General features: G+C 70.7%; 17 protein-coding genes and 1 pseudogene. 8 read left to right on the top strand and 10 right to left on the bottom strand.

Annotated features, from left to right (window positions below):
- Nucleotides 1-158: 158 nt before the first annotated feature.
- The 3 genes from WMF36_RS24275 to WMF36_RS24265 all read right to left on the bottom strand — a co-directional run bounded on the left by WMF36_RS24275 (nt 159) and on the right by WMF36_RS24265 (nt 4,668).
- Nucleotides 159-2,678, bottom strand: a complete 2,520-nt coding sequence (locus WMF36_RS24275) for a S8 family peptidase (RefSeq protein ID WP_437573115.1) — start codon at nt 2,676-2,678, stop codon at nt 159-161.
- 619 nt (nt 2,679-3,297) lie between these two features.
- Nucleotides 3,298-3,600: a hypothetical protein gene (locus WMF36_RS24270; RefSeq protein WP_437573114.1), complete on the bottom strand. Its 303-nt coding sequence runs from the start codon at nt 3,598-3,600 to the stop codon at nt 3,298-3,300.
- A 159-nt stretch (nt 3,601-3,759) separates the two neighbouring features.
- Nucleotides 3,760-4,668, bottom strand: a complete 909-nt coding sequence (locus tag WMF36_RS24265) for a sigma-70 family RNA polymerase sigma factor (protein ID WP_437573113.1) — start codon at nt 4,666-4,668, stop codon at nt 3,760-3,762.
- A gap of 136 nt (nt 4,669-4,804) precedes the next feature.
- On the opposite strand from WMF36_RS24265, the gene WMF36_RS24260 reads away from it, so the two are divergent.
- Nucleotides 4,805-5,284 (top strand): carboxymuconolactone decarboxylase family protein, encoded by a 480-nt coding sequence (locus WMF36_RS24260; protein WP_437581952.1) that lies wholly within the window; start codon nt 4,805-4,807, stop codon nt 5,282-5,284.
- A 137-nt stretch (nt 5,285-5,421) separates the two neighbouring features.
- Here WMF36_RS24260 and WMF36_RS24255 read toward each other — a convergent pair whose 3' ends face one another.
- Nucleotides 5,422-6,408 carry a hypothetical protein gene (locus WMF36_RS24255; RefSeq protein ID WP_437573112.1) on the bottom strand — a complete coding sequence of 329 codons (987 nt, stop codon included), beginning with the start codon at nt 6,406-6,408 and terminating at the stop codon, nt 5,422-5,424.
- A 1-nt stretch (nt 6,409) separates the two neighbouring features.
- A complete protein-coding gene (locus WMF36_RS24250) occupies nt 6,410-8,071 on the bottom strand; it encodes a MutS-related protein (protein WP_437573111.1) in 1,662 nt (553 codons plus the stop codon).
- A 178-nt stretch (nt 8,072-8,249) separates the two neighbouring features.
- Here WMF36_RS24250 and WMF36_RS24245 point away from each other — a divergent pair.
- Nucleotides 8,250-8,489 (top strand): annotated as a pseudogene (locus WMF36_RS24245) (alpha/beta fold hydrolase); the annotation flags it as partial.
- 38 nt (nt 8,490-8,527) lie between these two features.
- Here WMF36_RS24245 and WMF36_RS24240 read toward each other — a convergent pair.
- On the bottom strand, nt 8,528-9,067 hold the full coding sequence (locus tag WMF36_RS24240) for a DoxX family protein (protein WP_437573110.1): 540 nt from the start codon (nt 9,065-9,067) through the stop codon (nt 8,528-8,530).
- A gap of 68 nt (nt 9,068-9,135) precedes the next feature.
- Between WMF36_RS24240 and WMF36_RS24235 the strand changes: the two genes are divergently transcribed.
- Nucleotides 9,136-9,525, top strand: a complete 390-nt coding sequence (locus tag WMF36_RS24235; RefSeq protein ID WP_437573109.1) for a winged helix-turn-helix transcriptional regulator — start codon at nt 9,136-9,138, stop codon at nt 9,523-9,525.
- A gap of 9 nt (nt 9,526-9,534) precedes the next feature.
- On the opposite strand, the gene WMF36_RS24230 is transcribed toward WMF36_RS24235, so the two are convergent.
- The 3 genes from WMF36_RS24230 to hisS all read right to left on the bottom strand — a co-directional run bounded on the left by WMF36_RS24230 (nt 9,535) and on the right by hisS (nt 13,332).
- Nucleotides 9,535-10,167, bottom strand: coding sequence for a COMM domain-containing protein (locus WMF36_RS24230; RefSeq protein ID WP_437573108.1), 633 nt, complete (start codon nt 10,165-10,167; stop codon nt 9,535-9,537).
- Between the two features lie 103 nt (nt 10,168-10,270).
- Nucleotides 10,271-12,049, bottom strand: coding sequence for a hypothetical protein (locus tag WMF36_RS24225; protein ID WP_437573107.1), 1,779 nt, complete (start codon nt 12,047-12,049; stop codon nt 10,271-10,273).
- Complete coding sequence (gene hisS / locus WMF36_RS24220; RefSeq protein WP_437573106.1) at nt 12,046-13,332, bottom strand: histidine--tRNA ligase; 1,287 nt, start codon at nt 13,330-13,332, stop codon at nt 12,046-12,048. Before hisS ends, WMF36_RS24225 begins: the two co-directional genes overlap by 4 nt.
- A gap of 113 nt (nt 13,333-13,445) precedes the next feature.
- Here hisS and ruvX point away from each other — a divergent pair, with 113 nt between their 5' ends.
- Nucleotides 13,446-13,874 carry a Holliday junction resolvase RuvX gene (ruvX, locus tag WMF36_RS24215; RefSeq protein ID WP_437475727.1) on the top strand — a complete coding sequence of 143 codons (429 nt, stop codon included), beginning with the start codon at nt 13,446-13,448 and terminating at the stop codon, nt 13,872-13,874.
- A 122-nt stretch (nt 13,875-13,996) separates the two neighbouring features.
- Here ruvX and WMF36_RS24210 read toward each other — a convergent pair whose 3' ends face one another.
- Nucleotides 13,997-15,568, bottom strand: coding sequence for a serine/threonine-protein kinase (locus WMF36_RS24210; protein ID WP_437573105.1), 1,572 nt, complete (start codon nt 15,566-15,568; stop codon nt 13,997-13,999).
- Nucleotides 15,569-15,955: 387 nt separating this feature from the next.
- On the opposite strand from WMF36_RS24210, the gene rpsO reads away from it, so the two are divergent.
- The 4 genes from rpsO (at nt 15,956) to WMF36_RS24190 (ending at nt 22,619) form a co-directional block, all read left to right on the top strand.
- Nucleotides 15,956-16,222 carry a 30S ribosomal protein S15 gene (gene rpsO / locus WMF36_RS24205; protein ID WP_437573104.1) on the top strand — a complete coding sequence of 89 codons (267 nt, stop codon included), beginning with the start codon at nt 15,956-15,958 and terminating at the stop codon, nt 16,220-16,222.
- Between the two features lie 522 nt (nt 16,223-16,744).
- A complete protein-coding gene (gene pnp, locus WMF36_RS24200) occupies nt 16,745-19,009 on the top strand; it encodes a polyribonucleotide nucleotidyltransferase (protein ID WP_437573103.1) in 2,265 nt (754 codons plus the stop codon).
- Between the two features lie 278 nt (nt 19,010-19,287).
- The gene (pyk, locus tag WMF36_RS24195) at nt 19,288-20,715 is read left to right on the top strand and encodes a pyruvate kinase (RefSeq protein ID WP_437573102.1); all 1,428 of its coding nucleotides are present in this window, start codon (nt 19,288-19,290) and stop codon (nt 20,713-20,715) included.
- Nucleotides 20,712-22,619, top strand: a complete 1,908-nt coding sequence (locus WMF36_RS24190) for a serine/threonine-protein kinase (RefSeq protein ID WP_437573101.1) — start codon at nt 20,712-20,714, stop codon at nt 22,617-22,619. Before pyk ends, WMF36_RS24190 begins: the two co-directional genes overlap by 4 nt.
- Nucleotides 22,620-22,668: the final 49 nt, after the last annotated feature.

The raw sequence follows: 22,668 nt of genomic DNA, 5'->3' as shown, positions 1-22,668 counted from the left end.
CTGCGGGCAAGCGGCGTCAACGGCAGGGGCCACCCGCTGGCGCGCGACCCATTTGCGAGCGTGGTAGGGAGCGACGCGAGGAACGTTGTCGCGCGCCATCCACGCATCGGATGGACCGCCTCGACGTCGGAGGCGAACTCAACTCGCGCCGGGGCAGCTCAGCAGACTGGCTGGAAGACGTAGATGGTGATCGTGGTGAAGCCGACCTGACCTTGCGAGTCGGTGGCGTACAGCCGGAGCTGCACCGAGTAGCCGCCGCAATGCGTGGGCAGGTGCGCCGAGGGGGTCCAGCTGAACCCGGGCGTCGCCGCTGGGCCGTGGATCTCGGTCTCCACCCCGTCGTGAATCACCGTCCAGCGGTACGACACGATGCTGCCGCCGTCAGGGTCGACGGCGCCGCCGCTGATGAACTTCGGGACATGGTAGTCGATCCCGTTGCCATTCACGATGTTGGACAGGTACACGTTCGGCGGCGCGTTGAGCGGCGGCGCCACCACGTTGACCGTGCGCGTGACCGTGCCGATCGCGCCGCTGTCGTCGGTCGCCTTCAGCTTCAGCGTCACCGGCCCGACGTTCGGGAACGTCCTTGCGACGGCGCAGCCGATGGGCGCCCAGCCCGGGAATTGCGGCGAGCTCCACTGCAGGCTGCTGCACGGCAGGAACATCTCGAGCCCCAGATTGGCATCGAACGCGCGGCCCTGAAGGGTGGTCAACACGTTCTGGGTGATGGTGCTGCCGGCCGTGGGCTGCTGGATCTCCGGCACCGGCGGCGAGTTCCCCGAGTGCACAACGATCGAGGTGGTCGTCGAGGCGCCGTTCGAGTCGATCGCAGTGGCCGTGATCGTGTGGCTGCCCTCGGTGAGGAACACCTCCCGCGTTGCGCCCCCGCCGAGCGAGCCCATCAGGCTGCTCGACCATTGGACCGTGCAGCACGCAGGGCCGTCCTCGACATCGTCAGCCAGCGCCGAGAGCGTGAGGTCCGTGCCGTGCAGCACGCTCGCGTTGTTCGCGGGGCTCAGGATCTCCACGGCGGGCGGGATGTTGCCCAGGACCGTCTTCACGGCGTCGCTCGCGTCGACGATGCGCGCGTCCCCGAAGCTGAACGTGTCGGCGGTCGTGCGCAGGATATCCATCACCTCGTTGGCGCTGAGCGTCGGATCGGCGGCCCAGATCAGCGCCGCCACGCCTGCAGCGTAGGGCGACGCGGCGCTCGTGCCGCTGAACGGTTGCGCGCTGTTGGTCGTGTTCGCCGGATTCGGGCCAGCGAAGGTCGTGAACGGCGCGTACGTCAGCACCTGCTTGGCGCCGAAGTTGGAGCCGCTGTGTCGCGTCCGGTTGCTCGCGATGCCGCCGACGCACGTGACACCCGTGTTCTCGCAAGGCGTGCGCAAGGTGGACTCCCAGCACATGCCGAGGAAGCAGTCCTCGTCGTCGACGTTCTGCTGGTCGCCGGGCGAGGCGCCCGTGTTGCCCGCCGCGGCGAAGATCAGCATGCCGGCGGCCCTCGCGGCGGCCGTGGTGGCCTCGAACGGCGCGACGGTCCACGCGAAGATGGCCGGGACCGGGACGCTGAGGCTCATGTTCAACACCCGAACTCCCTGCGAGGCCGCGATCGAAATGCCGCTGATCATGGTGACGTAATCGCCCCACGTGCGGATGGTGACGAGCTGACCCACAGGGCCAGCGACGCCCGCGGTGCCAACCCCGTTGTCCGCCACGCCGGTGAGCACGTGCGCGACCTGCGTTCCGTGCCACGGGCAGGGGTTGCCGCCGCACGTCATGTCGTTCGAGACCTCGGCGGGAGCTCCGAAGGGCACCACGGAGGCCGCGATGCCGTCCGGGGGCATGTCCGCATTGCCGGCCCAGTTGAACCCGCCGTCCATCACGCCGACGCGCACCTTGTTGCCGAGCTTGCCGGTCAGCGACAGGAAGCGCCATGCCTCGGTCACGCCGATGTCCGTCGGGCCGCCGCTGCGAAGGTAATCCCAGGTGAACGGGTTCGGCGAGTAGGTTGCTCCACCGGGGTTGCCGTTGGTGCCAGTCGGCGCCTCGGTGAGGACCCCATCGTCGAAGCCCGCTCCCTCGGCGATCCAGTTGATCCCGACGTTCACGCCCTCGATCGCGGCCTCCGCGGCGGCGGTCAAGGTGGCGATGCCGGCGGGGCTCGACACGCGCAGATCCGAACGGACTCCTGGGCTGAGCCTGGCGAGGTGCTGGGGGAGCCGCGCGGAGTCCGCGCGCCGGGAGTCGATGCGGACGAGGTGCGTCGTCCGCCCGTCCGTCACGCCAAGCGCGCGCAAGGGGACGGAGTGTACAACCGCGCCACCCCAGCGCGCCGCGAAGGCGTCCACTGCAGCCCGGTCAGCGCTCGTGATGAGGAGCTCATCCGCCACGAACTCCGCGCCGGTCCCGTGGCCGTCGACCACGAGCGCGGTCGGCCGCGCTGTCGCGCGCCTCGACTCCATGCCGGGCAGCGCGCCGCGCGGTGGACGCAGCCCGCTGTCCACCGCCACGGTCGAGGGCGGCAGTCCCGACGTCGTGGCGGCCTGAGGCGACGCAGCGAGATTGGCATCGTCCTCTTCGCCCGGCTCGACGCTGACGCACGCCCCGCTCGCCAGCGCGATGAGCGCGAGACCGGCCGTGACCCTTGACAACAGAGTGCTGGAACTTGATCTCATGATTGAATGTCCTCTCTTCCGCTCAAAAACGAGCTCAAACAAGCGGATCTGTCGCGCGCTCGACGCGTCCCGCTCGGTTCATCCGCAATTCGCCGGGCGGAGCTGTCCCGCGCGGCGAAATCCTCATCGAGGCTGGATCGCTATCCACGAGCAACTACGCTCTCGGTGACAGCGCACCTGGGTGAACCGCAAGATGGCACCCGGGCGAGGCCGCTTGCGGCGCTCAAGTACCTCCCGCAGCCGTCGTTGACGGGGTTCATCGCCGCGTCATCGCTGGTGTTAGCAGTGTTAGCAAGCGCCGGGCCAGGCGTGAGATCGCCCGTTGGGCGGCCTCACCAGGGCGCCTCGCGCTGCGGAAGTCGGCGTTATCGTCTGGCCGTGGCCTCTGGTCCAGAGAGGCGGGGCACGCCTCGCCGGGCGGATGGCGGCGAGAGCCTCCACGTCGAGGGCGCGAGCCGCCATCGGCGCCGAGGTCGTCTTGCACTTCGCCGTGCCGAAGATCTGGATCACGCCCGACCCTGCCACGCCCCTCGTCCTCCGCGGCGAGAGGTGGCGAGGGTCATTTCATGTGGAGGATCGTCCCGGTGAGGCGATCTCTCAGGAGCCTTGCGGTTGCAGATCAGTCCGGCTCGCAGGTGTCGTTGCAGCCGTCGCCGTCGGCGTCCACCGAGTGATAGCCCGGCGCGCACTTGATGGCGATGTTGCAGTCCGGCTCGCAGGTGTCGTTGCAGCCGTCGCCGTCGGTGTCCACCGAGTGATAGCCCGGCGCGCACTTGATGGCGATGTTGCAGAAGCCGTCCCGCTTCGCGCTCACGGCGGGATCGCCGTCGCCGTCGTCGGTGCCGGCGGTGGACGCGGACCCGCAGGCGGCCACGCAGAGCGCGAGCGCGGTCAGGGCAAGGGCAGCGGGCACGGTGCTCATGAGCCTCCTTGGGCTCGTAGCTGGCGCTGCAGCTCACGGACGTCCCTCGATTGCGGGCTGCTCTGCTGGGGCATCGCGCGGCTCCGGTGCAATGGCTGCGAGCGCGAGCGCTCCGATCAGGAGCAGGATGCGGGCGAGCACGTCTCCGAGGAGCGCGCTTCACACAGGGCTTGTCCAGGTCTCCGGGTGCGGTCCGTCGTCGAGGACCGACAGGTCGAGATCGCGGAGCTGCTCGGGGTCGCCCATGACGTCGATCCGGGCGATTTTCCCCTGCGCGAGCGTGAAGCGGAGCACCCGGAAGAGCCGCCCGTGCGGGGCCACGACGACGCCCACCGTGCCGTCCACGAGGGCAGGGCGGGCAAGCTTGGCGCCGCGCGCGCCGGAGATCGCCTGCTTGGCCCAGGCGCGCGCGCCGCGGACCTCGTTCCCGGCCGGCGGCGCGGCCGTGGCGTCGGCGCGGATCACGACGTCCGGATCGAGGATCGCCACGAGCGCGTCGAAGTCGCCGCCGCGCAGGGCCGCGAGGAAGGCGTCGACGACCTCGCGCTGGCGGCCGACGTCGGCGTCCGGAGACGCGGGCGCTCCCTGCACGCGGCGGCGGGCGCGGCTCGCGAGCTGCCTCGCCGCGGCCGGGGAGCGGCCCACGATGGAGGCGACCTCCTCGAAGGGTACCGCGAACAGGTCGTGCAGCACGAACGCGAGCCGCTCGGCGGGGGTCAGCGTGTCGAGCACGACGAGCAGCGCGAGGCCGACGGAGTCGGCCAGCACCGCCTCGCGCTCGGGGTCGGTCCCGGCCTCGCGGTCCGCGGCGGGGTCGGGCGCGGCCATGGGCTCCTCGCGCCGCGCCTTGCGCGCGCGCAGCATGTCGAGGCACACCCGCGCCACGACCGTCGTCAGCCATCCGCCCAGGTTCTCGACGCCGCTCGTGTCGGCGCGGCTCAGGTGGAGCCAGGACTCCTGCACGGCGTCCTCCGCCTCGCCGAGGGAGCCGAGCATCCGGTACGCCACCGCCCGCAGGTGGGCCCGGTGGCCCTCGAACCGCTCCGCCAGCCAACGATTTTCATCCATCGGTCACACTCCCTCGTCGCGCTTCGTCATGGCTGTGACGAACGAACCCTAGCCGATGTGACGACGCGAACGGACGTTCAGCGCCCCGTCACGGTTGGCGAGCACACCCGAACCCCTCGAGAGGATCACGCTCATGCTGAAAGCACGGATGACGAACCCCGCGATGCTCATCCCCGACATCATGCAGCCCATCTACGCCCTGATCGGCGCGGTGAAGAAGAGCGGCGTGCCGGCGCGGACGCTCGAGCTCGTTCACCTGCGGGCGAGCCAGATCAACGGGTGCAGCCCCTGCGTCGACATGGGCGCGCGCGAGCTCAGGAAGGCGGGCGAGACCGACGAGCGCCTGTTCGTCGTGGCGGCCTGGCGCGAGGCGCCCTATTTCACCGACGCGGAGCGCGCCGCGCTGGCGCTCGCCGAGGCCGCGACGAGGCTCAGCGATCGCGCGGATCCGGTGCCCGACGACGTCTGGGAGGAGGCCGCGAGGCATTACGACGAACCGGCGCTCGCGGCGCTGATCCTGCACATCGCGCTGACCAACTGCTTCAATCGCGTCAACGTCACCACGAGGCAGATCGCTGGCTCGATGAAGTGGGAGGCGCGCGCGGACACCCGCTGAGGAGGCGGAGGCTCGCCCAGAAGGGTGCGCTGCGCGCTGACGCGCATCGTCGTGGACAGCGTAGAGCGATTCTACAGCTCCTCCAGGAGGGTGCGCTGCGCGCTGACGCGCATCGTCGTGGACAGCGTAGAGCGATTCTACAGCTCCTCGACGCTGCGCCGCACCGCCAAGGCGAGGCCGCAACCCTCGATCTGCTCGCGATGGAGCACGCCCATCGGCGAGAGCCCTGGCTCGTCGACCCGCCGGCCCACGCGCAAAAGAACCTTCTTCGCCGCAAGATCCACGATCGAGACGCGCGCCGAGCTCACGAACGTCTTGGTCTCGATCGGGCTTTCGACCACGACGATCAGGATCTCCGCGCCCGCCGCCTTCTTCGCCAGCTCGATCGGGGACTCCTCCAGCGCCTTGCGGAGCCTCTTCAGCGCCGAGAGCTCGCGGGCCGCGCGCACCGAGCCCTCGAACGCGGGGCCGAGCACCGCGAGGCCGAGCCGCGCCTCGACCAGCCGGCGGACGTTCGCGGTGTCCTCGTCGACCTTTGTCCCGCCGAAATACACGCCTCGCACCTTCGTGAGCCGATCGCGCTCCGAGGGGGAGGGCGGGGGCTTCAGGAGGCACAGGAGGAACGCATCCTTGTCGGATCCGCGCGCGGCGTCGTCGATCCTGCGAGCGTCGCGCAGCTCGGCGCGAGGAGCGCGCACGTACACCGCGGGCCGGCGGAGCAGGGCGTCGAGAGCCCCCGGAGCGCGGAGCGAGGGGTCGACGACGTCGGCGGGATCCCCGTCGCTCGCGGCCTCGCCGATCCAGCGATCCGTCGCCTCGACGAAGCTCTCGTAGCCCGCGGGGAGCCCCGCGCGGCGCTCGTCGAGCACGGTCAGCAGGGCGCGCCGTTCGGCCTCGACGGTGCGGCGATCGTGGACGTACATCGCGATCGCGAGGAGTCCGATGACCACCGCCGTCAGCAGCGTGAGCAGCCGTGCGCGCCCGAGCGGCTGCCCGCTCGCGAACGTCCCGTTGATCCCGGCTCGAGCCGCGTGATGGCGTGCGCGCGCCCGGTGGCTGACGGCCCGCTCCACGCGCGCGCTGAGCGCGGGGTTCATCCGCTCCGTCGTGAGGAACGTCGCCACGTCAGCTCTCCCTGGAGAGCGCTCGGGAGGCGAGCAGGTTGCGATCGATGAGGCCATCGAGCTCGCCGCGGGTCACGCCGAGCCGAGCCGCGGCCTGGGCCGCGAGCGAGGTCGCGGCCACGCCGACGATGAACTGGTACGTGGGCTTCTGCGCCGCGTCGAGCTCCACCTGGACGAACCGGAGGTTCCTGATCGCCTTCTCCCGCTCGAGCCGCGCCGCGAACGTCAGGAAGTGCGTGGTGATGAACGCCTGCGGGCGGAGCTTCGCGAGCAGCGTGACGACGAGCTCGAAGATCTCCTCACCCTCGGACGGGTTCGTCCCCGAGCAGAGCTCGTCGAGGATCACCATCGCTCCCGGGCCGAGCTCCTCGAAGAGCGCCCGGATCCGGAGGAGCTCCATGCCGAGCCGCCCCTCGCTCTGATCGAACTTCGTCTCCTGGATGAGCGACACAACGAGCCCCGGGACGCAGACGACGCTCGCCCTGCGCGCCGGCACGAACATGCCTGCCTGCGCGAGGAGCTGCGCCAGCGCCACCGACTGGAGCAGGCGAGTCTTTCCGCCCGAATTCGGCCCCGTGACAAGGAGCGTCGTGTCGGCCCGATCGGTCACGACGTCGCACGGCACCGCCTTGCCTCCGTTGGCGACGAGGAGCGGATTGAAGAGGCCGAGAAGCACGCGCTCGCCCTCCGCGACGGACCGGAGCTCCGGCAGGCTGACCTCGAGCCCCGCCGCCTCGGTGAGATCCCGGAAGCCGAGCGCTCCCAGGTAGACCTCCATCTCTCCGACGAGCGGGACCAGCTTGACGACCTGATCCTCGATGCCCTCGAACACCGCGTCGATGAGCCTCGCCATGACCTCTCCGTCGCCAAAGCTGTACCCGCGGAAGAACATCTCGAGCTTCGCGAGCCAGCGCCGCACCGGCGACAGGACGAACGGGTTCTCCTGCCGCTCCCGGACGGTCACGACGTCGAAGCCGCGGATGCGGCCGTCGGCGCCGACGCGGATGTCCAGGCGGAGCGTCGCGAGGTGCTCGTCATAATCGAGGAGATCGGCCATCGATCGATATCCCTCGGTCGCCTGCACCGCCTGGCCGAAATCGCGCAGCCGGGAGAGGCCCGAACGAGCGCCCTCGAACGACGCGCTCATCAGGTCGAAGACCTCTTTGACGATCGCGAGCACGTCGAGCTGCCGCCGCGTCGGATCGAACTTCTTCCCTGCCACCGCGCCCTCGAGCGCGCCCCGCAATCGGCACGAGGCCGTGTAGAGCTTCTCGATCTGCCTGCGAAACGTGGGTGAGCCCGAGAGCTCGTGGAGGATCCCCCTCCGGAGCTCGGTCACGCGCGGGTCGCTCGGAGGCCGGGAGAGGACGCGGAGGATGAACCCTCGGTTGACGACGGCCTCGTGCCCCCCGACGCGGACGCGGAAGCACCGGGCCACGAACTCCTCCAGGAACAGGTCCGGCGCGAAGTTCTTCGGATCCCACGTGGAGGGCGCGATGGGCGCCCGATCGAGCGCCTGGCCGAAGAGCCCGCCGGAGACGCCGCTGGTGAACGCGAACGAGAGGGACTGTCGCAGCTCGTCGAGATCGGTCCGCGCGGGCGGATCCACGAAGAGCAGGCTGGGGATCCTGTCCGTGGACGGGAGCGCGGCCGCACAGGGCACGTCGGGCCCATGGGGCGCGGGCGGACGGGAAATGCTCTCGGTGGGAACCTGCGCGTGGAGCGGGTGCACGAGCAGACGACCCGCGCTCGCAGGAAAAGTTCCCCCGCGCAGGGAACACCCATGAAGATAGTCGCGAAACTGCAAGATTCCACGGCGGCTGGGGCGCTCCGGCGTCCCGGTGAGGCCCCAGTTCGGAGATGGCGAGGGGGCCATCGGGCCGGCCGTGGCGATTCGACCTCGAGCTGAGCTCTGGAGCCCCGACGCTCCCGTCCACTTGATAGGCATTTCCTGGGGCGGCGCGTACGCGACCTATTTCCTCCAGCGCTACCCCGAGCGAGTGGGCCGCGCCGTCGTGGCGGAGCCCGGGAGCCTGAATCCAACGGCCGCCCGAGACGCCAACGTGGCGAGCGTGAACTTCTTCGGCGGTGAGGTGCATCAATACCTGAACGCCACGGACTACCTGCTGCCGGCTCCCCGCGACCTTGGAAAGCTACGGGCCGTGGGTCCAGCCGATGACGTTCGGCGTCGAGCTCGGGGGTACGTTCTCCTTGTGGCCCTAGCCCTGACGCGGGGGGCGATCGGCGCCTTCGACCGGCGGCCCCACGCGACGAACAGTGAGAGCGCGACCATCAGGAAGTTGAACGGCGTGTTCGCCGCCTCCCCGCGTGTGACGTGGAATACGATCGCGCCCACCATCAGCGCGACGCAGCCGAGCGCGGCCAGCACCGCAAGCACGGGCTTGATGCGCGTGGCGGAGGGCAGCAGGACACCGAGCCCGCCCAGGATGTCGAAGGCGGCGGTGACGTAGAGAAAGCCCGGCGACACCTGTCCCATCCACGGCATCCTCTCCGCGAGCTCCGGAATGGGCGTGTTCAGCTTCCAGAGGCCCCCGCCGACGAAGGTCAGCGCCAACAATCCCTGGACGATCAAGAGGCCGATGTGCAGCCCGTTCGAGGGCTGGTGGGGGAGTTCGCGTTCCGTGCTCTCGGTCGTCATACTTTCCTCTTACTATGGGTGACCCGGGCGACGTTACGCACCGCCGCGAACGACGAGAAGGAGGCACTTTGAAGTTACTTGGGAACGGCAAGCTCTCCGGCGGCTTCGACGCCGACTGCATCGCGACGCGCGAGATATTGAACCGTGTCGGCGACAAATGGAGCGTCCTGGTCGTCGTGCTGCTCGGCGACGGCACCAAGCGCTTCAACGAGCTGAAGCGCGCGATCGACGGCATCTCGCAGCGCATGCTCACATCCACGCTGCGGGGCCTCGAGCGCGACGGGCTCGTGAAGCGCACGGTCTACCCCACGAACCCGCCGCAGGTGGAGTACGCCCTCACGAAGCTCGGGCGAACGCTCCTCGATCCGGTCAGCGTGCTCGCGATGTGGGCGCAGGGACATCGCGCCGAGGTGCTGCGAGCGCGCGACGCGTTCGAGCGCGCCGGCAAGTCGCGGTGACGCGCGCGGTCAGCCGAGGATCTGCGCGCAGAGCTGCTGGAGCTCCCGCAGCATGTCGGGGGTGGCCTGGAGGGTGATCCGGGAGCGGTGCTCGCCCTCCTGGTAGCTCAGCGTGAGCAGGACGACGGGCGACGCGATCTTCGCCCCGCGGCTCGCGGCCGCGATCGTGTCGATGCGCCAGTCGACGCCGGTGAGCAGCTTGCCGTGGTCGAGCAGCGCGCCGCGCACGATCTCCCGCCGCACGACCGCCCTGGCCTGGTCGTAGCCGGCGAGCAGGAGGGCCTGGAGCTCCTCGGCGCGCTCGCCGGGCGCGAGCGCGGCGAGGTCGACCGCAAGGGCGGCGCGGTCGAGGTCGCGCTTGCTCGCCTCGCGGACGAGGAAGCGGCACGCCTTGAGCACGCGCGCGAGCGCCTCGGCGTCGACCTCGTGCCGGCGGCAGAACGCGTCGAGGAGCCGCTCCACGGCGGTGGGCACCGGCTCGCCGAGGCTGGGCCCGAGCGCCTCCCAGAGGCGCTGCCGCGCGCCCTCGGGCAGCTCCAGGAGCCGGCGCAGGTCGGCGCCGAGCTCCGGGGGCGGCGGCGCTCCGCCGAGGCTCAGGAGCTCGACACGGGGGGAGGGCGCTTCGCGCGCGGGGGTGCTCATCGCGACCTCGCCCACGATTGCCGAGCTCCGCGGCGATGTCCATGGCCGCGCGCGCGCCGGCCGTACTGGCCCGCGAGCGCGGCCGGCGCGGTGGCCGCCCGGCTCACTGGCTCAGCTGGATCGGGACGTAGAGGGCGCGCATCTTCGACATCGTGCCCTTGCGCGTGTACCCGGCGAGCCCGTACAGGACGTTCCACCAGTGCCCCTGCGGCGTCTCGCCGTACGAGAACACGGGGAAGAAATGGAACTCCCACTCCTTGCCGGTGCGCACCCGCTGCTCGAGGTAGACCGTGTTGAGCGCGACCTGCGTCACCGAGTTCTGGTCCGCGAACCGGAAGAAGAACGGCAGGGCCACCGTCGTGCGCGACGTCGGCGACGCGAAGTCCCAGAGGAACGGCGCGACCACGAGGTGCGTGGAGTTGCGGTTTCGACCCGAGTAGAAGAACGGGTAGATGTCCGTCTCCCAGCCGGTGAGATCCTGCGTGTGCCGGACCAGCGGTGTGAGCCACGTGGTGTCGCTCAACCCGTGGCGCTTGAAGCGGCCATAGAACGGGAAGAGGACGAGATCATCGCTGCGCGGCGAGGTGTTCCGGTAATAGAACGGGAGCAGGAACGTCCGCTCGAGATCGATGTCCGGATCCCTGTATTGCCAGAAGAGCGGCGTGATCATGTCGAGCTCCGTCCGCCCTCGATAGCGAGCGTAGCCCCAGGTCGCGAAGGTGCTCTGCCCCTCCTCGCCGCGCGCCTTCACGAAGAGCGGTGTGACGAGCAGGTTCGAGTTGCCCTCGTATCCGTAATGGAAGAACGGGAACAGCGTGGTTCGATCGTGGTTCTTGCCCCAGCTGTGCCAGTAGAAGGGCATGATGTTGAACACGTCGCCCTTGCGCGAGTGCTGCCACATCAAGGGACCCCAGATGTTCGTCGAGCGGTCTCCGACGTCGCTGTAATGGTAGTAGTGCAGGAGCGGCGGGATGACCTCGTACTCGCTGGTCTCGTCACGACCGTAGAAGTAGAGCGGGGCCAGGCCGAGATCGATCTTGTCGGCCGAGCGCGCGTCGCACGCGGGGCCGCCCTTCCAGCTGCAGAAGAGGGGGCCGACCAGGTTGAAGCCGCTCCGCGCGGTGTGGTGCGTGAAGGTGAGCAGGGGAGGGATGTGGAGGTAGCCGCTCCCATCGTCGCTCTTGCCCTCGAAGAAGAGCGGCGCGAGCCAGTTGTCGTGCCGGCCCGGCTCCGCCTTGCGGCCGGGGCTCGCGGGGCGGCCCTCGGACTCGCGGTGCATGAACGGGCCGACGATCGTCGTGTAGGTGTTCTGGTCCCGCAGCTTCCAGAAGAACGGGAAGAGGACGTCGGCGTCGACGTCCTTGCTCCGGCGGTTGTAGTAGAGCGGCGTCACCATCGTGGCGCGGTCGCCGGGCATCTTGCGCTCCGCCCACAGGGGGAAGAGCGTCCGGAACTGGTAGCTGCCGCTCCGCTCGCCGTAATAGAGCCCGTACCAGTCGCGCTGGATCTCCTCGGCGCGCCCGACCTCCCACTCGCCGGGGTCGTTCGTGCCGATCTGCTTCTTGACCGACGGCGGCACGGCCAGCGGGTCCTCCGGCAGGGTCGGCTCCTGGGTCTGGATCGGGCTCTCCTCGGCGGTCGGCGCCGCGTGCGTCTCCGGCGTGCCGGGCGGCGGCTGCGGCGAGCTCGAGGGGGGCGGGCTCATGCCGGGCTGGCCGAAGCCGACCTGCGCCGCCGCGACGGACGGCGCGGCGAGCGCGGCGAGCGCGGCGGCGAGCGAGAGCGCCGCGCCCGCGCGCCGCGCCCGGCCCTGTTCCTCGCCCGCCGGAGCGCCGCGCGCCCTTCGCGAGCAGCCCGGTGCTCCCATCGCCTCGGAGGTCAACGCGCTCCCCGCTGGCCGATGGGTGAAGCCTCGAGGGCCCGATCCGCGAGCACGCGCGCCGCCCCTTCGAGCGGGATCTCCTCCTGCACGTGCGCCACGAGATCCTTGATCTGGATGACGCCGCGCTCGACCTCCGAGTCGCCCAGGATCACGCAGAGCCGCGCGCCGAGGGCGTCCGCGCGCCGGATCATCGCCTTGAGCCGCCCGCCGCGTCCGTCCAGCTCGACCGAGACGCCGAGCGCGCGCAGCTGCTTCGCCAGGACGAGCGCCCGGTCCGCGCCAGCCTGGCCGAGCGGGGCGAGGAAGCAGCCGGGCCTGCGGCGCGAGGGGGCGTCGGGCATCACCGTGAGCAGCCGCTCCATCCCCATCGCGAAGCCGATCGCCGGCACGCTCGGCCCGCCGAGCCCGGCGACCATGTTGTCGTAGCGACCGCCGCCCGCGAGCGTGCTCTGGGCGCCGAGATCGCTCGAGGTCGCCTTCACCTCGAAGAGCGTGCGCGTGTAGTAGTCGAGCCCCCGCACGAGCGACCGGTCGATGACGTAGCGCACGCCGAGCACGTCGAGGCAGCGCAGCACGCCCTCCCAGTGGGTCCGGTCCGCGTCGTCGAGCAGGTCGATGATCGACGGGGCGTCGCGCGCCACCTCGTGGTCGCGCGGGTCCTTCGAGTCGAGGATGCGCAGGGGGTTCTTCTCGAGGCGGCGCTGCGAGTCCTCGCTGAGCTCGCCCTTGCGCGGCGTGAAGTGGGCGAGCAGCGCCTCGCGGTAGCGCTCGCGCGTGCCCGCGCTGCCGAGCGAGTTCACGTGGACGACGAAGTCGTCGACGCCGATGCGCTGCAGGAAGCCCGCGACGAGGTCGATCGTCTCGGCGTCGCAGAGCGGTCCGGGATCGCCGAAGAGCTCGCAGCCGGCCTGGTAGAACTGGCGGTAGCGCCCCTTGGCCGGCCGCTCGCCGCGGAACATCGCCCCGAGGTAGTACCAGCGGGTGACCGGCTCCTTGGCGTGCACCGCGTGCTCGACGTACGCGCGCGCGGCGCCCGCCGTGCCCTCGGGGCGAACGGTGAGCTGATCGCCGTGGCGCTCGAAGGAGTACATCTCCTTCTCGACCACGTCCGTCGTCTCGCCCATCTGGTGCCGGAAGAGCTCCGTCGGCTCGATCAGCGGCGTGCGCACCTCGGCATAACCGTGGAGCTCCGCGTGGAGGCGGAAGGCCCCCTCGAGCTTGTGCCAGCGCTCCACCTCTTCGGGGAGGATGTCGTTCATCCCCCGTACCGCACGCAGTTCCATCGCGCGGCGCTTATGGTCGGTGCTGGCGAGCGGGTCAAGCCGGTCGGATGCTTCCCGGTACGTTGGGTCTCGCCGCCTCACCGTCCGGGGGCTATGTGCTCTCTCCGAGAAGCATGGCGAAGGCGAAGACGCGCGCTGCGGCGATCGATCTTGGGAAGGCCCGCGTCGGCGTGGCCGTGACCGACGAGCTCGGGCTCTACGCGCACCCGCGGCCGCTGCTCGACGGGCGGAACCGGAAGGCGCTCCTGACGGCCCTCGCGGCGCTCGCCCGGGACGAAGGGATCACGCGGTTCGTGGTGGGGCTGCCGCTCGAGATGAACGGGGCCGAGGGGCCCGCCGCGCGGCGGGCGGTGGCCTTCGCGCAGGTGCTGGCCGACGCGGCCGGCGTCGAGGTGGAGCTCGTCGACGAGCGGCTGACGACGGTCGAGGCGGCGCGGCGGCTGCGCGACGGGGGCGTCTCGGGACGAAAGAGCAAGGAGCGCGTCGACGGGGCGGCGGCGGCGCTGCTGCTCCAGGCCTGGCTCGACGGGCGGCGCGGTTAGCCGCGGCGTCTTCGGCTCTCGCTGACGCTGGCGGCTCTCGCTGACGCTGGCGGCGCTCGCTGGCGCTGGCGGCGCTCGCTGGCGCTGGCGGCGCTCGCTGGCGCTGGCGGCGCTCGCTGGCGCTAGCGGCTCTCGCTGCGGAGCAGCAGGTACGCGCCGGCGGCGCCGACCGCGCCGATCGCGAACAGCACGACGTCCCACATGGGCCACGCGACGCCGGCCGCGCGCCGGAGGACGACGGCCTCGACGACCCGCACGAGCAGCGACGCGAAGCCGTAAGCGCACAGCCCGACGACGATCGGCCGGCGGAGGTTGTCGGCCAGATCGACCGCCCTCATGCTGTTGTTCCACACGCTCCGGCGCACGTGGCGCGCGCCGATCAGCGCGGGGGTGATCAGCGCGAAGCCGATGCCGGACGCGAGCAGGACCGCCTCGAGGCCCGTCAGGTTGTCGGTCACGGTGCCGCCGCGCGAGAGGCGGATGATCGCGGTGACCAGCGTGATGAGGCCGCCGGCGATCCAGAAGATGCCGAGCACCGACAGCAGCAGGATGAGCGGCCTCGCCATGCTCACCTGCTGCGCCTGGCGGAGCTGCATCGTCATCGTCGGCGCGACGCGCGGCGCCGATGGCAGCGAGTTGCGCGGCCCGGACTGGATGCCGGGGGAGCTCATCTCCTTCGGCTCGGTCTCGTTGCTGTCGTAGAGCGCGAGCTCCGCGTCGAGCTCCTCCATCGTCTGGTAGCGATGGATGGGCTCCTTCGCCATGGCCCGCTGGATGATCATCTCCAGCGGCTCGGGGATGCTCGGCTCGAGCGAGCGCGGGCGCGGCGGGTCCTCGGTGAGCACCGCGGTCAGCGTCGCGGTCGGGTCGTTGCGGTCGAACGGCCGGCTGCCGGTGAGGGCACAGTAGAGGATCGCGCCGACGGCGTAGATGTCCGCCCGGTGATCGACGCGCTCGCCGCGGGCCTGCTCCGGGGCCATGTACGACGGCGTGCCCATGATCATGCCCGTCTGCGTGAGCGCGGCGCCCGGCGCGTCGTCGACCTTGGAGATGCCGAAGTCGATCACCTTGGCGGTGGGCATCGTGAGGTCGCCGGTGAGGAACACGTTCTCCGGCTTCATGTCGCGGTGCACCACGCCCTTCGCGTGGGCGGCGGTGAGCGCCTTGCAGATCTGCCGGACGATGCGCACGGCGGGGCCGATCTTCATCTTGCCGACCTCATTGAGGTAGTCGGCGAGCTCCCTGCCTTCGAGGAACTCGTTGACGAGGAACGGCCGCCCCTCCGCGGTGCGGTGGACGTCGAAGACGGTGACGACGTACGGGCTCTGCACCGCGGCGGCGGCCTCGGCCTCGCGCTGGAACCGCGAGATCACCTGCGGCTGCCGCGCGAACTCCGGGTGCAGCATCTTGATGGCGAAGCGCTTGCTCGAGATCCGGGTGTGGCGCGCCTCGTAGACGCGCCCCATGCCGCCCTCGCCGACGACGCGCACGACCGTGTACGTCTCGTTGATCGTCTTGCCGACGAGGTCGTCGCGGAGCGCGTCGTCCTCCGACTCGTCGAGCGTCGCGGCGTCGCGCGGGCAGACCCTGAACTCGGCCGGGTAGCGCACCCCGCAGGTGGGGCAGACCTTGGGGGTCGCGTTGTCGCTCCCGGAGGCCGGGAGCGCGGTGGCGGAGGTAGACAGGCTCGTCATCGCGTTCGCGATATGAAGGTCCGACTGCGAGCCCCGTACGTCCGACTGCGGTCGGGAGCCGCGTGGGTCCGACTGGGGTCGGGAAGGGTCCGACTGCAGTCGGGGAGCGTCGTCAGGGGGCCGGAGGGTGCCGGGCATCGCGGACCGAGGGTAGCCAATCGGCCGTTCAGGGGGTGACAAATCGCGCGCCCGTGTCGACCGCGTTGACGGACCGAGGCGTCTGCGTATACTCGCGCGCTCCTCAGCTCACTGGCCTGAACTTCGTGGGCTCCCGCCGCTACGGGCGCGGGGCTCGCCTTCAGGCGTCGCTTGGCCAGTCGCCGGCGTTGTAAGACGCCCCGGCCCGGACGCTCGGTAGCGCACCGGAAGGGCCATGGAGAGCCAGCCATGCTGCACTCGATTCAGAAGACGGATATCATTCAGAAGTACGCGGTTCACGAGGGTGACACCGGGTCCCCCGAGGTCCAGATCGCGCTCCTCAGCGAGCGGATCAACCAGCTGCAGGATCACTTCCGCACGCACCAGAAGGACCACCACTCCCGCCGGGGTCTGCTGAAGCTGGTGAGCCAGCGCCGCCGGCAGCTCGACTACCTCAAGCGCATCGACATCGAGCGCTACCGCAACCTCATCGGCCGCCTCAACCTCCGCAAGTAGCGGATTTCTGGGCAGATCGCGCCGGCCCGCCGGCGCGATCCGCGGCGCCTCGAGCGCCCGCGTGGCACGCCCGAGCGAGGCGCTCGACCCGCGTGACCTCACGTGACCAGCGAGCAGGCGACGAGCCCTGGCGACAGCCCGCCGGGGTGGTCCGTTCTGCCGCGCAGCTCCCTTCCACTCCACGCTCCCTCCGCGATCCATCGATCCATCGACGCGCCACGAACGACGGGCCGGCGTTCCGGTCCCTTCCGTTCGGGGGGTTGCGGCACGCCCCCCTGAACGCCTGCTTTTTGCGCTGGCGAGAGAAGAGCGAACGCTCTAAGGAGGTCATTCATTGACCACGGACCGGCGGGGGGATAGGCCTCGCCGTTTCCGAGCGCGGGCTCCGCGCGTCTTCGTCTTCGCTTCGTGCGCAGCAGCTCGGCTCCTGCGCAGGGACCGAGGAAGAAGAGCAGCCCCTCGCGCTCGGCGTAGCGCCGCACGCAGCGGCCCTCGCGATCGCGAGAGAGAGCTGAAATCCCAATGTTTGTTCGTGAATCCGTCATGGTGGGCGGCCGTGCCCTCACCCTCGAGACCGGCCGCCTGGCGAAGCAGGCCCACGGGGCCGTGCTCGTCACCTACGGCGACACCATGGTGCTCGTGACCGTTGTCTCGCAGGACGAGCGGCCGGGCCTCGACTTCTTCCCCCTCACCTGCGAGTTCGTCGAGAAGACGTACGCCGCCGGCAAGATCCCCGGCGGGTTCTTCAAGCGCGAGGCGCGCCAGCGCGAGGAGGAGATCCTCACGTGCCGCCTCATGGATCGCCCGCTCCGCCCGCTCTTCCCGGAGGGCTTCAAGCGGGACACGCAGATCATCGCCACGGTCCTCTCCAGCGACAAGCAGAACAAGGCGGACGTCCTCGCCCTGACGGGCGCGAGCGCCGCGCTGCACATCTCGGACGTCCCCTGGGAGGGGCCGATCGTCGGCGTGCGCGTGGGCCGGCTCGAGGGCGAGTTCGTCGCGTACCCGACGGCCGCCGATATCGAGAAGTGCGACATCGATCTCGTCGTCGCGTGCTCGCGCGACGCGATCGTGATGGTCGAGGGCGGCGCCGCGGAGGCGACCGAGGCCGAGATCATCGACGCGCTGATGTTCGCGCACGAGACGGCGCAGCCGGTCATCGATCTCATCGAGAAGATGCGCGCCGCGGTGGGCAAACCGAAGCGCGAGTTCGTCGCCCCTCAGCTCCCGGCGGAGATCAAGCGGCGCGTCGCCGAGCTCGTCGACGGCGATCTCAAGGCCGCGACGCGGGTGACCGACAAGAAGGCGCGCTACGAGGGCTACAGCTCGCTCAAGAAGCGGATGACCGAGACCCTGGCCGCCGAGCTCGGCGCCGACAAGCTCCTGCCCATCCAAGGGCTCGTGAAGGCCGAGTTCGAGGAGCGCAAGGCGCACGTCGTCCGCACCTACGTCATCGAGGAGGGCCGGCGCATCGACGGGCGCGACGGCAAGAGCATCCGGCCGATCATGAGCGAGGTGGGCCTGCTCCCGCGCGTGCACGGCAGCGCCCTGTTCCAGCGCGGCGAGACGCAGGCGATCGTCACGACGACGCTCGGCACCTCGACCGACGAGCAGAAGATCGACGGCCTGATGGGGGAGACGTGGAAGCGCTTCTACCTCCACTACAACTTCCCGCCCTTCTCGACCGGCGAGACGAAGCCGATGCGCGGCCCCGGCCGGCGCGAGATCGGCCACGGCGCGCTCGCCGAGCGCGCGCTCCTGCGGATGATCCCGGCGCCGGATCAGTTCCCCTACACGATCCGGATCGTGTCGGAGACGCTCGAGTCGAACGGCTCGTCGTCGATGGCGGCGGTCTGCGGCGGGTGCCTCTCGCTGATGGACGCGGGCGTGCCGATCAAGTCGCCGGTCGCCGGCATCGCGATGGGGCTCATCATGGAGGGCCAGCGCTACGCGGTGCTCTCGGACATCCTCGGCGACGAGGACCACCTCGGCGACATGGACTTCAAGGTCTGCGGCACGGCGCGCGGCGTGACCGCGATCCAGATGGACATCAAGATCGCCGGCCTGAGCCGGCACATCCTGATGCAGGCGCTGGATCAGGCGCGCGAGGGGCGGATCCACATCCTGAACAAGATGCTCGAGACGCTGGCGACCACGCGGCCCGAGCTCAGCCAGTACGCGCCGCGGATCACCACGGTGCGCGTGAAGCCCGACCAGATCCGGCTCATCATCGGCCCCGGCGGCAAGACCATCAAGGGCATCGTCGACCAGACCGGCGTCGCGATCGACGTCGAGGACGACGGCACGGTGAACGTCGCGTCGGCCGACTCCGACGCGGTGAAGAGGGCGCTCGACATCATCAAGGGGCTGACGGCCGAGCCCGAGGTCGGGGCGACCTACCCGGGGACGGTCAAGCGCATCACCGACTTCGGCGCCTTCGTCGAGATCCTCCCGAACACCGACGGCCTGCTGCACATCTCGGAGATGGCCCACACGCGCGTCGAGCGCGTCGAGGACGTCCTCAAGGAGGGCGACTCGATCGACGTGAAGGTGCTGAGCGTCGATCGCGACGGCAAGATCCGGCTGAGCCGGCGCGAGCTGTTGCCGCTGCCGGAGGGCGAGGAGGGCGATCGGGCGCGCGAGCGCATGGCGCAGGCGCGCGACGCCGGCCCGCCGCCGCGACGCGATGGTCCGGGCGGAGGGCGCGGCGGCGACCGCGGATCGCGACCCGGCATGGATCGCGATCGAGGCGGACCGCCGCGCGAGCGCCGCGAGCGACGCTCCTAGTCACGCGACCCCACACGGGGAGGCCATGCCGCGCTGCGGCGCGCGCCGGCCTCCCCGACGCTCACGCTCCTCACAAAAATCACCTGTTTTTCAGCGATCCGCGGCCTCGCGCGGCGATCGCTGCCCGCCCGCGGGCCGGCGCGCTCGGCGGCTGCGTCGACGCGCGCGCGGTGTCCGGGCCCGTCGCCCCGGCCGGTTTGTTGGAATCCGGTGAAGTCAGCATGGCTCCTTCACAATCAGGGTAGTGTCGCGACCCCTGCTCGTGGCATGCTCCGCCCGTGCTCGTACGCAGAGCGAAAATCGTCTGTACCATTGGTCCTTCGTGTGACTCTCAAACGACGCTGGAGCAGTTGATCCGCGCCGGTATGGATGTCGCTCGACTCAACTTCTCTCACGGCTCGCATGAGGATCACGGCAAGGCAATTGCCACGGTCCGCGCGGCTGCGGAGGCCTGCGGAAAGCCAGTGGCGATCCTGCAGGATCTCTGCGGCCCGAAGATCCGAGCCGGTCGCTTCCCCGGCAACACCTTCGAGGTGGCTGACGGGGCTTCTGTCACACTGGTCGAGGCGAACAGGGACAGCCCCGTCGCCACGCCGGGCGAGATCCCGATCCTCTACGAGGGGCTCGCCTCCGACCTGCAGCCGGGCGACGTCGTCCTGATCGACGACGGCCGTGTCGTGGTCACCGTCACCAAGGTCGACGGCGAGCGCGTCCACGCCGGCGTGACGCAGGGCGGACGCTTGCGCGATCGCGTCGGCGTCCACCTGCCCGCCAGGCGCGTGCGCATCTCGGCCCTCACCGAGAAGGACAAGGCCGACCTGAGCTTCGGCCTCGCGCAGGGGGTCGATTACGTCGCCCTCTCGTTCGTGCGCAACGCGGACGAGGTCCGGCACGTCCGCGACATCTGCGACGCCTGGGGCCGCCCGACGCCGATCGTGTCCAAGATCGAGACGCCGGGCGCCATCGACAACCTCGAGTCGATCATCCTCGCCTCGGACGGGGTCATGGTGGCGCGCGGCGATCTCGGCGTGGAGTTCAACCCGGAGCGGGTGCCGATCATCCAGCGCGAGATCCTCGGTCTCGCCCGCGTGCACCAGAAGCCGGTCATCGTCGCCACGGAGATGCTCCAGTCGATGGTGACCGCGACGCGCCCGACGCGCGCCGAGGCGAGCGACGTGGCGACGGCCGTCTTCGAGGGCACCGACGCGGTCATGCTCTCGCAGGAGACCGCGACCGGCGCGCACCCGCCGCTCGTCGTGCGGATGATGGCCCGCATCGTCACCGAGGCCGAGCAGAGCTCGTTCTACCGCTATCTCTCGAGCGAGCAGCCCGGCCAGCGCGCGAACGTCCCCGAGGCGACCGCGCGCGCCGCGTGCGACATCGCGCGGGACATCGGGGCGAAGCTCATCATCGCGTTCACCGAGAGCGGCCTCACCGCGCGGTACGCGTCGAAGGCGCGCCCCGTGGTGCCGATCGTCGCCTTCTCGCCGAACGACACGACGCGCCGGCGGCTCGCGCTGCTCTGGGGCGTGGTGCCGTTCCCCGTCGACGCGCTCCGGAACTCGGATGAGATGGTCGAGCGCGCCACCGGTCAACTGCTTGCGAACGGCGTCGTCTCGCCGGGCGACAAGCTCGTCACCATCTTTGGTGCTCCTGTCGGCGTCTCGGGGTCGACCAACACGATTCGGGTGAAGGTTGTTGAATGAGCCTGCCCGCCCGCGATAGGGGCTCGACGGGCGAGCAGGAATCCCTCTCCAGACACGCGGGCGCAGAAGGCCTCCCGAAGCTCGAGAAATACGAGCTGATCGAGGAGATCGGCCATGGCGGCATGGCCACGGTCTACCGCGCCCGCGACCCGCGGCTCCGCCGCGAGGTCGCAGTCAAGATCATTCACAAGCACCTCCGCGAGAACGCGGAGGTCGGCACCCGCTTCGTCGCCGAGGCGCGCGCAGCGGCGAAGCTGCGCCACCCCGGCATCGTCGAGGTGTACGACGTCTCGAGCGAGCAGGACCGCGAGCGCTACCTCGTGGTCGAGCTGCTCCGCGGCTCCACGCTGCGCAAGATCCTGGGCTCCCACCGCGAGTTGCCGGCCGAGATCGGCGCCGCCATGGCGCTCGAGCTCTGCGACGCGCTGGAGCACGCGCACGCGTCGGGGATCATCCACCGCGACGTGAAGCCGGAGAACGTGCTCGTCGAGCTGCCATCCGACCGCCCCGGCGTCAGCTGGGACGGCGCGAGCGTGGTCATCAAGCTCACCGACTTCGGCATCGCCAAGATCCTCGACGCCCAGGGCGTCACGTCGACCGGGCAGGTGCTCGGCTCGCCGGCGCACATGGCGCCGGAGCAGATCGAGGGAGGTGAGGTCGACGCGCGCACCGACGTCTTCGCGCTCGGGGTGCTCTTCTACGAGTGCCTCGTCGGGCACCTGCCGTTCGAGGGCAAGAACCCGGCGCAGGTGCTCCGCAAGGTGCTCGAGGGGGCCTACCCGGAGGCGGAGCGCGAGCGGCCCGCCGTGGGCGCGCGCTGGAGCCGGATCGCCGCGAGCGCCCTGGCGCACGACATCGCGGCCCGCGCGGCGGGCCCGCGCGCGCTCGCCGAGCTGATCCGGGCCGAGCTGACCGAGCTCGGCATCGCGGAGCCCCGCGTCGAGCTCGCCGCCTATTTCGCCGACCCGGCGGGTTACACCGAGCGGCACGTCGCGCGGCTCGTCCCGCGCCTCGTGGCGCGCGCGGAGGCCGGCCGCAAGCGCGGCGACGTGCCGGGCGCGGCCGCCGACTACAACCGGGCGCTCGCCCTCGCGCCGAACGATCTGAGCATCCTCAAGCGGATCGCGAAGCTGAACGCGAGCCGCAGCCGGAGGCTGCTCGCGCGGCGCGCGCTGCTCGTCGCGCTCGGGTCGGTGGCGCTCGGCGTCGCCGCGTTCGGTGTCGCCCGCGCGCTCCGCGAGCCCCCGCCGTCGCCGGAGGGGGACGCGCCGGCCGCGGCCGAGCCGCCGCGGCCGGCGCCCCTCGAGGCCCTGATCCCGCCGCCGAACCTGCGCGCGGTCGCGCCCAGCGCGACGGAGCTCGCGAGCGCGCCGCGGCCTCGCCGGCGGCCTCAGCCGCCGTCGATCGCGCCGTCGGCCGCGCCTCAGGGCGAGGTCCCGGCGCTCCGCGACGTCGTCTTCCAGATCGTCCCGAGCGGCGCCAAGGTGGTGCTCGATGGCGTCGAGATCCACTGGTTCGGCGCGAACAAGGTCACGCCGCTCAAGGTCGGCGCGCACAGCATCCAACTCAGCGTGCCCGGCTCGCGGTGCTGCAAGTCGTACTCGGGCGTCATCTCGGTCGTCGCGCCCAAGCCCGGCGTCACCGCGCCGCAGCGGATCGTGCACAAGCTGGAGATCCTGCCCAGCACGGTCGTCCTGAGCGGCGCGCCGCCGAGCGCGCAGTACGCGTGTCCGCAGATCGGCCTGATCGGCTACGCGGGCACGCCGCAGACGGTGACCTTGAACGACGTGTCCTGGAGCGGGCGCTGCATCTTCACGCCCGCGACGCCGGACGCGGCGCCGCGCGTCGGCAACGTGACGCTCGTGGCCGGCGAATCGAACACCGTTTCCTGGCCGTCCGGCTGACGGCATCGACAGAATCAAGGCGTCGGCGCCTGAAATCTCAGCATCCCCG

Source organism: Sorangium sp. So ce887 (assembly GCF_051521455.1).
Taxonomy (GTDB): domain Bacteria; phylum Myxococcota_A; class Polyangia; order Polyangiales; family Polyangiaceae; genus Sorangium.
Note: the sequence above shows the minus strand (reverse complement) of the source record. Positions and strands in the feature narration are given on the sequence as shown.

What these genes read in the sequence shown, in the direction of transcription:
- WMF36_RS24275 (WP_437573115.1), bottom strand. Translation starts at nt 2,678, where the DNA reads ATGAGATCAAGTTCCAGCACTCTGTTGTCAAGGGTCACGGCCGGTCTC.
- WMF36_RS24270 (WP_437573114.1), bottom strand. Translation starts at nt 3,600, where the DNA reads ATGAGCACCGTGCCCGCTGCCCTTGCCCTGACCGCGCTCGCGCTCTGC.
- WMF36_RS24265 (WP_437573113.1), bottom strand. Translation starts at nt 4,668, where the DNA reads ATGGATGAAAATCGTTGGCTGGCGGAGCGGTTCGAGGGCCACCGGGCC.
- WMF36_RS24240 (WP_437573110.1), bottom strand. Translation starts at nt 9,067, where the DNA reads ATGACGACCGAGAGCACGGAACGCGAACTCCCCCACCAGCCCTCGAAC.
- WMF36_RS24230 (WP_437573108.1), bottom strand. Translation starts at nt 10,167, where the DNA reads ATGAGCACCCCCGCGCGCGAAGCGCCCTCCCCCCGTGTCGAGCTCCTG.
- hisS (WP_437573106.1), bottom strand. Translation starts at nt 13,332, where the DNA reads ATGGAACTGCGTGCGGTACGGGGGATGAACGACATCCTCCCCGAAGAG.
- ruvX (WP_437475727.1), top strand. Translation starts at nt 13,446, where the DNA reads ATGGCGAAGGCGAAGACGCGCGCTGCGGCGATCGATCTTGGGAAGGCC.
- WMF36_RS24210 (WP_437573105.1), bottom strand. Translation starts at nt 15,568, where the DNA reads ATGACGAGCCTGTCTACCTCCGCCACCGCGCTCCCGGCCTCCGGGAGC.
- rpsO (WP_437573104.1), top strand. Translation starts at nt 15,956, where the DNA reads ATGCTGCACTCGATTCAGAAGACGGATATCATTCAGAAGTACGCGGTT.
- pnp (WP_437573103.1), top strand. Translation starts at nt 16,745, where the DNA reads ATGTTTGTTCGTGAATCCGTCATGGTGGGCGGCCGTGCCCTCACCCTC.
- WMF36_RS24190 (WP_437573101.1), top strand. Translation starts at nt 20,712, where the DNA reads ATGAGCCTGCCCGCCCGCGATAGGGGCTCGACGGGCGAGCAGGAATCC.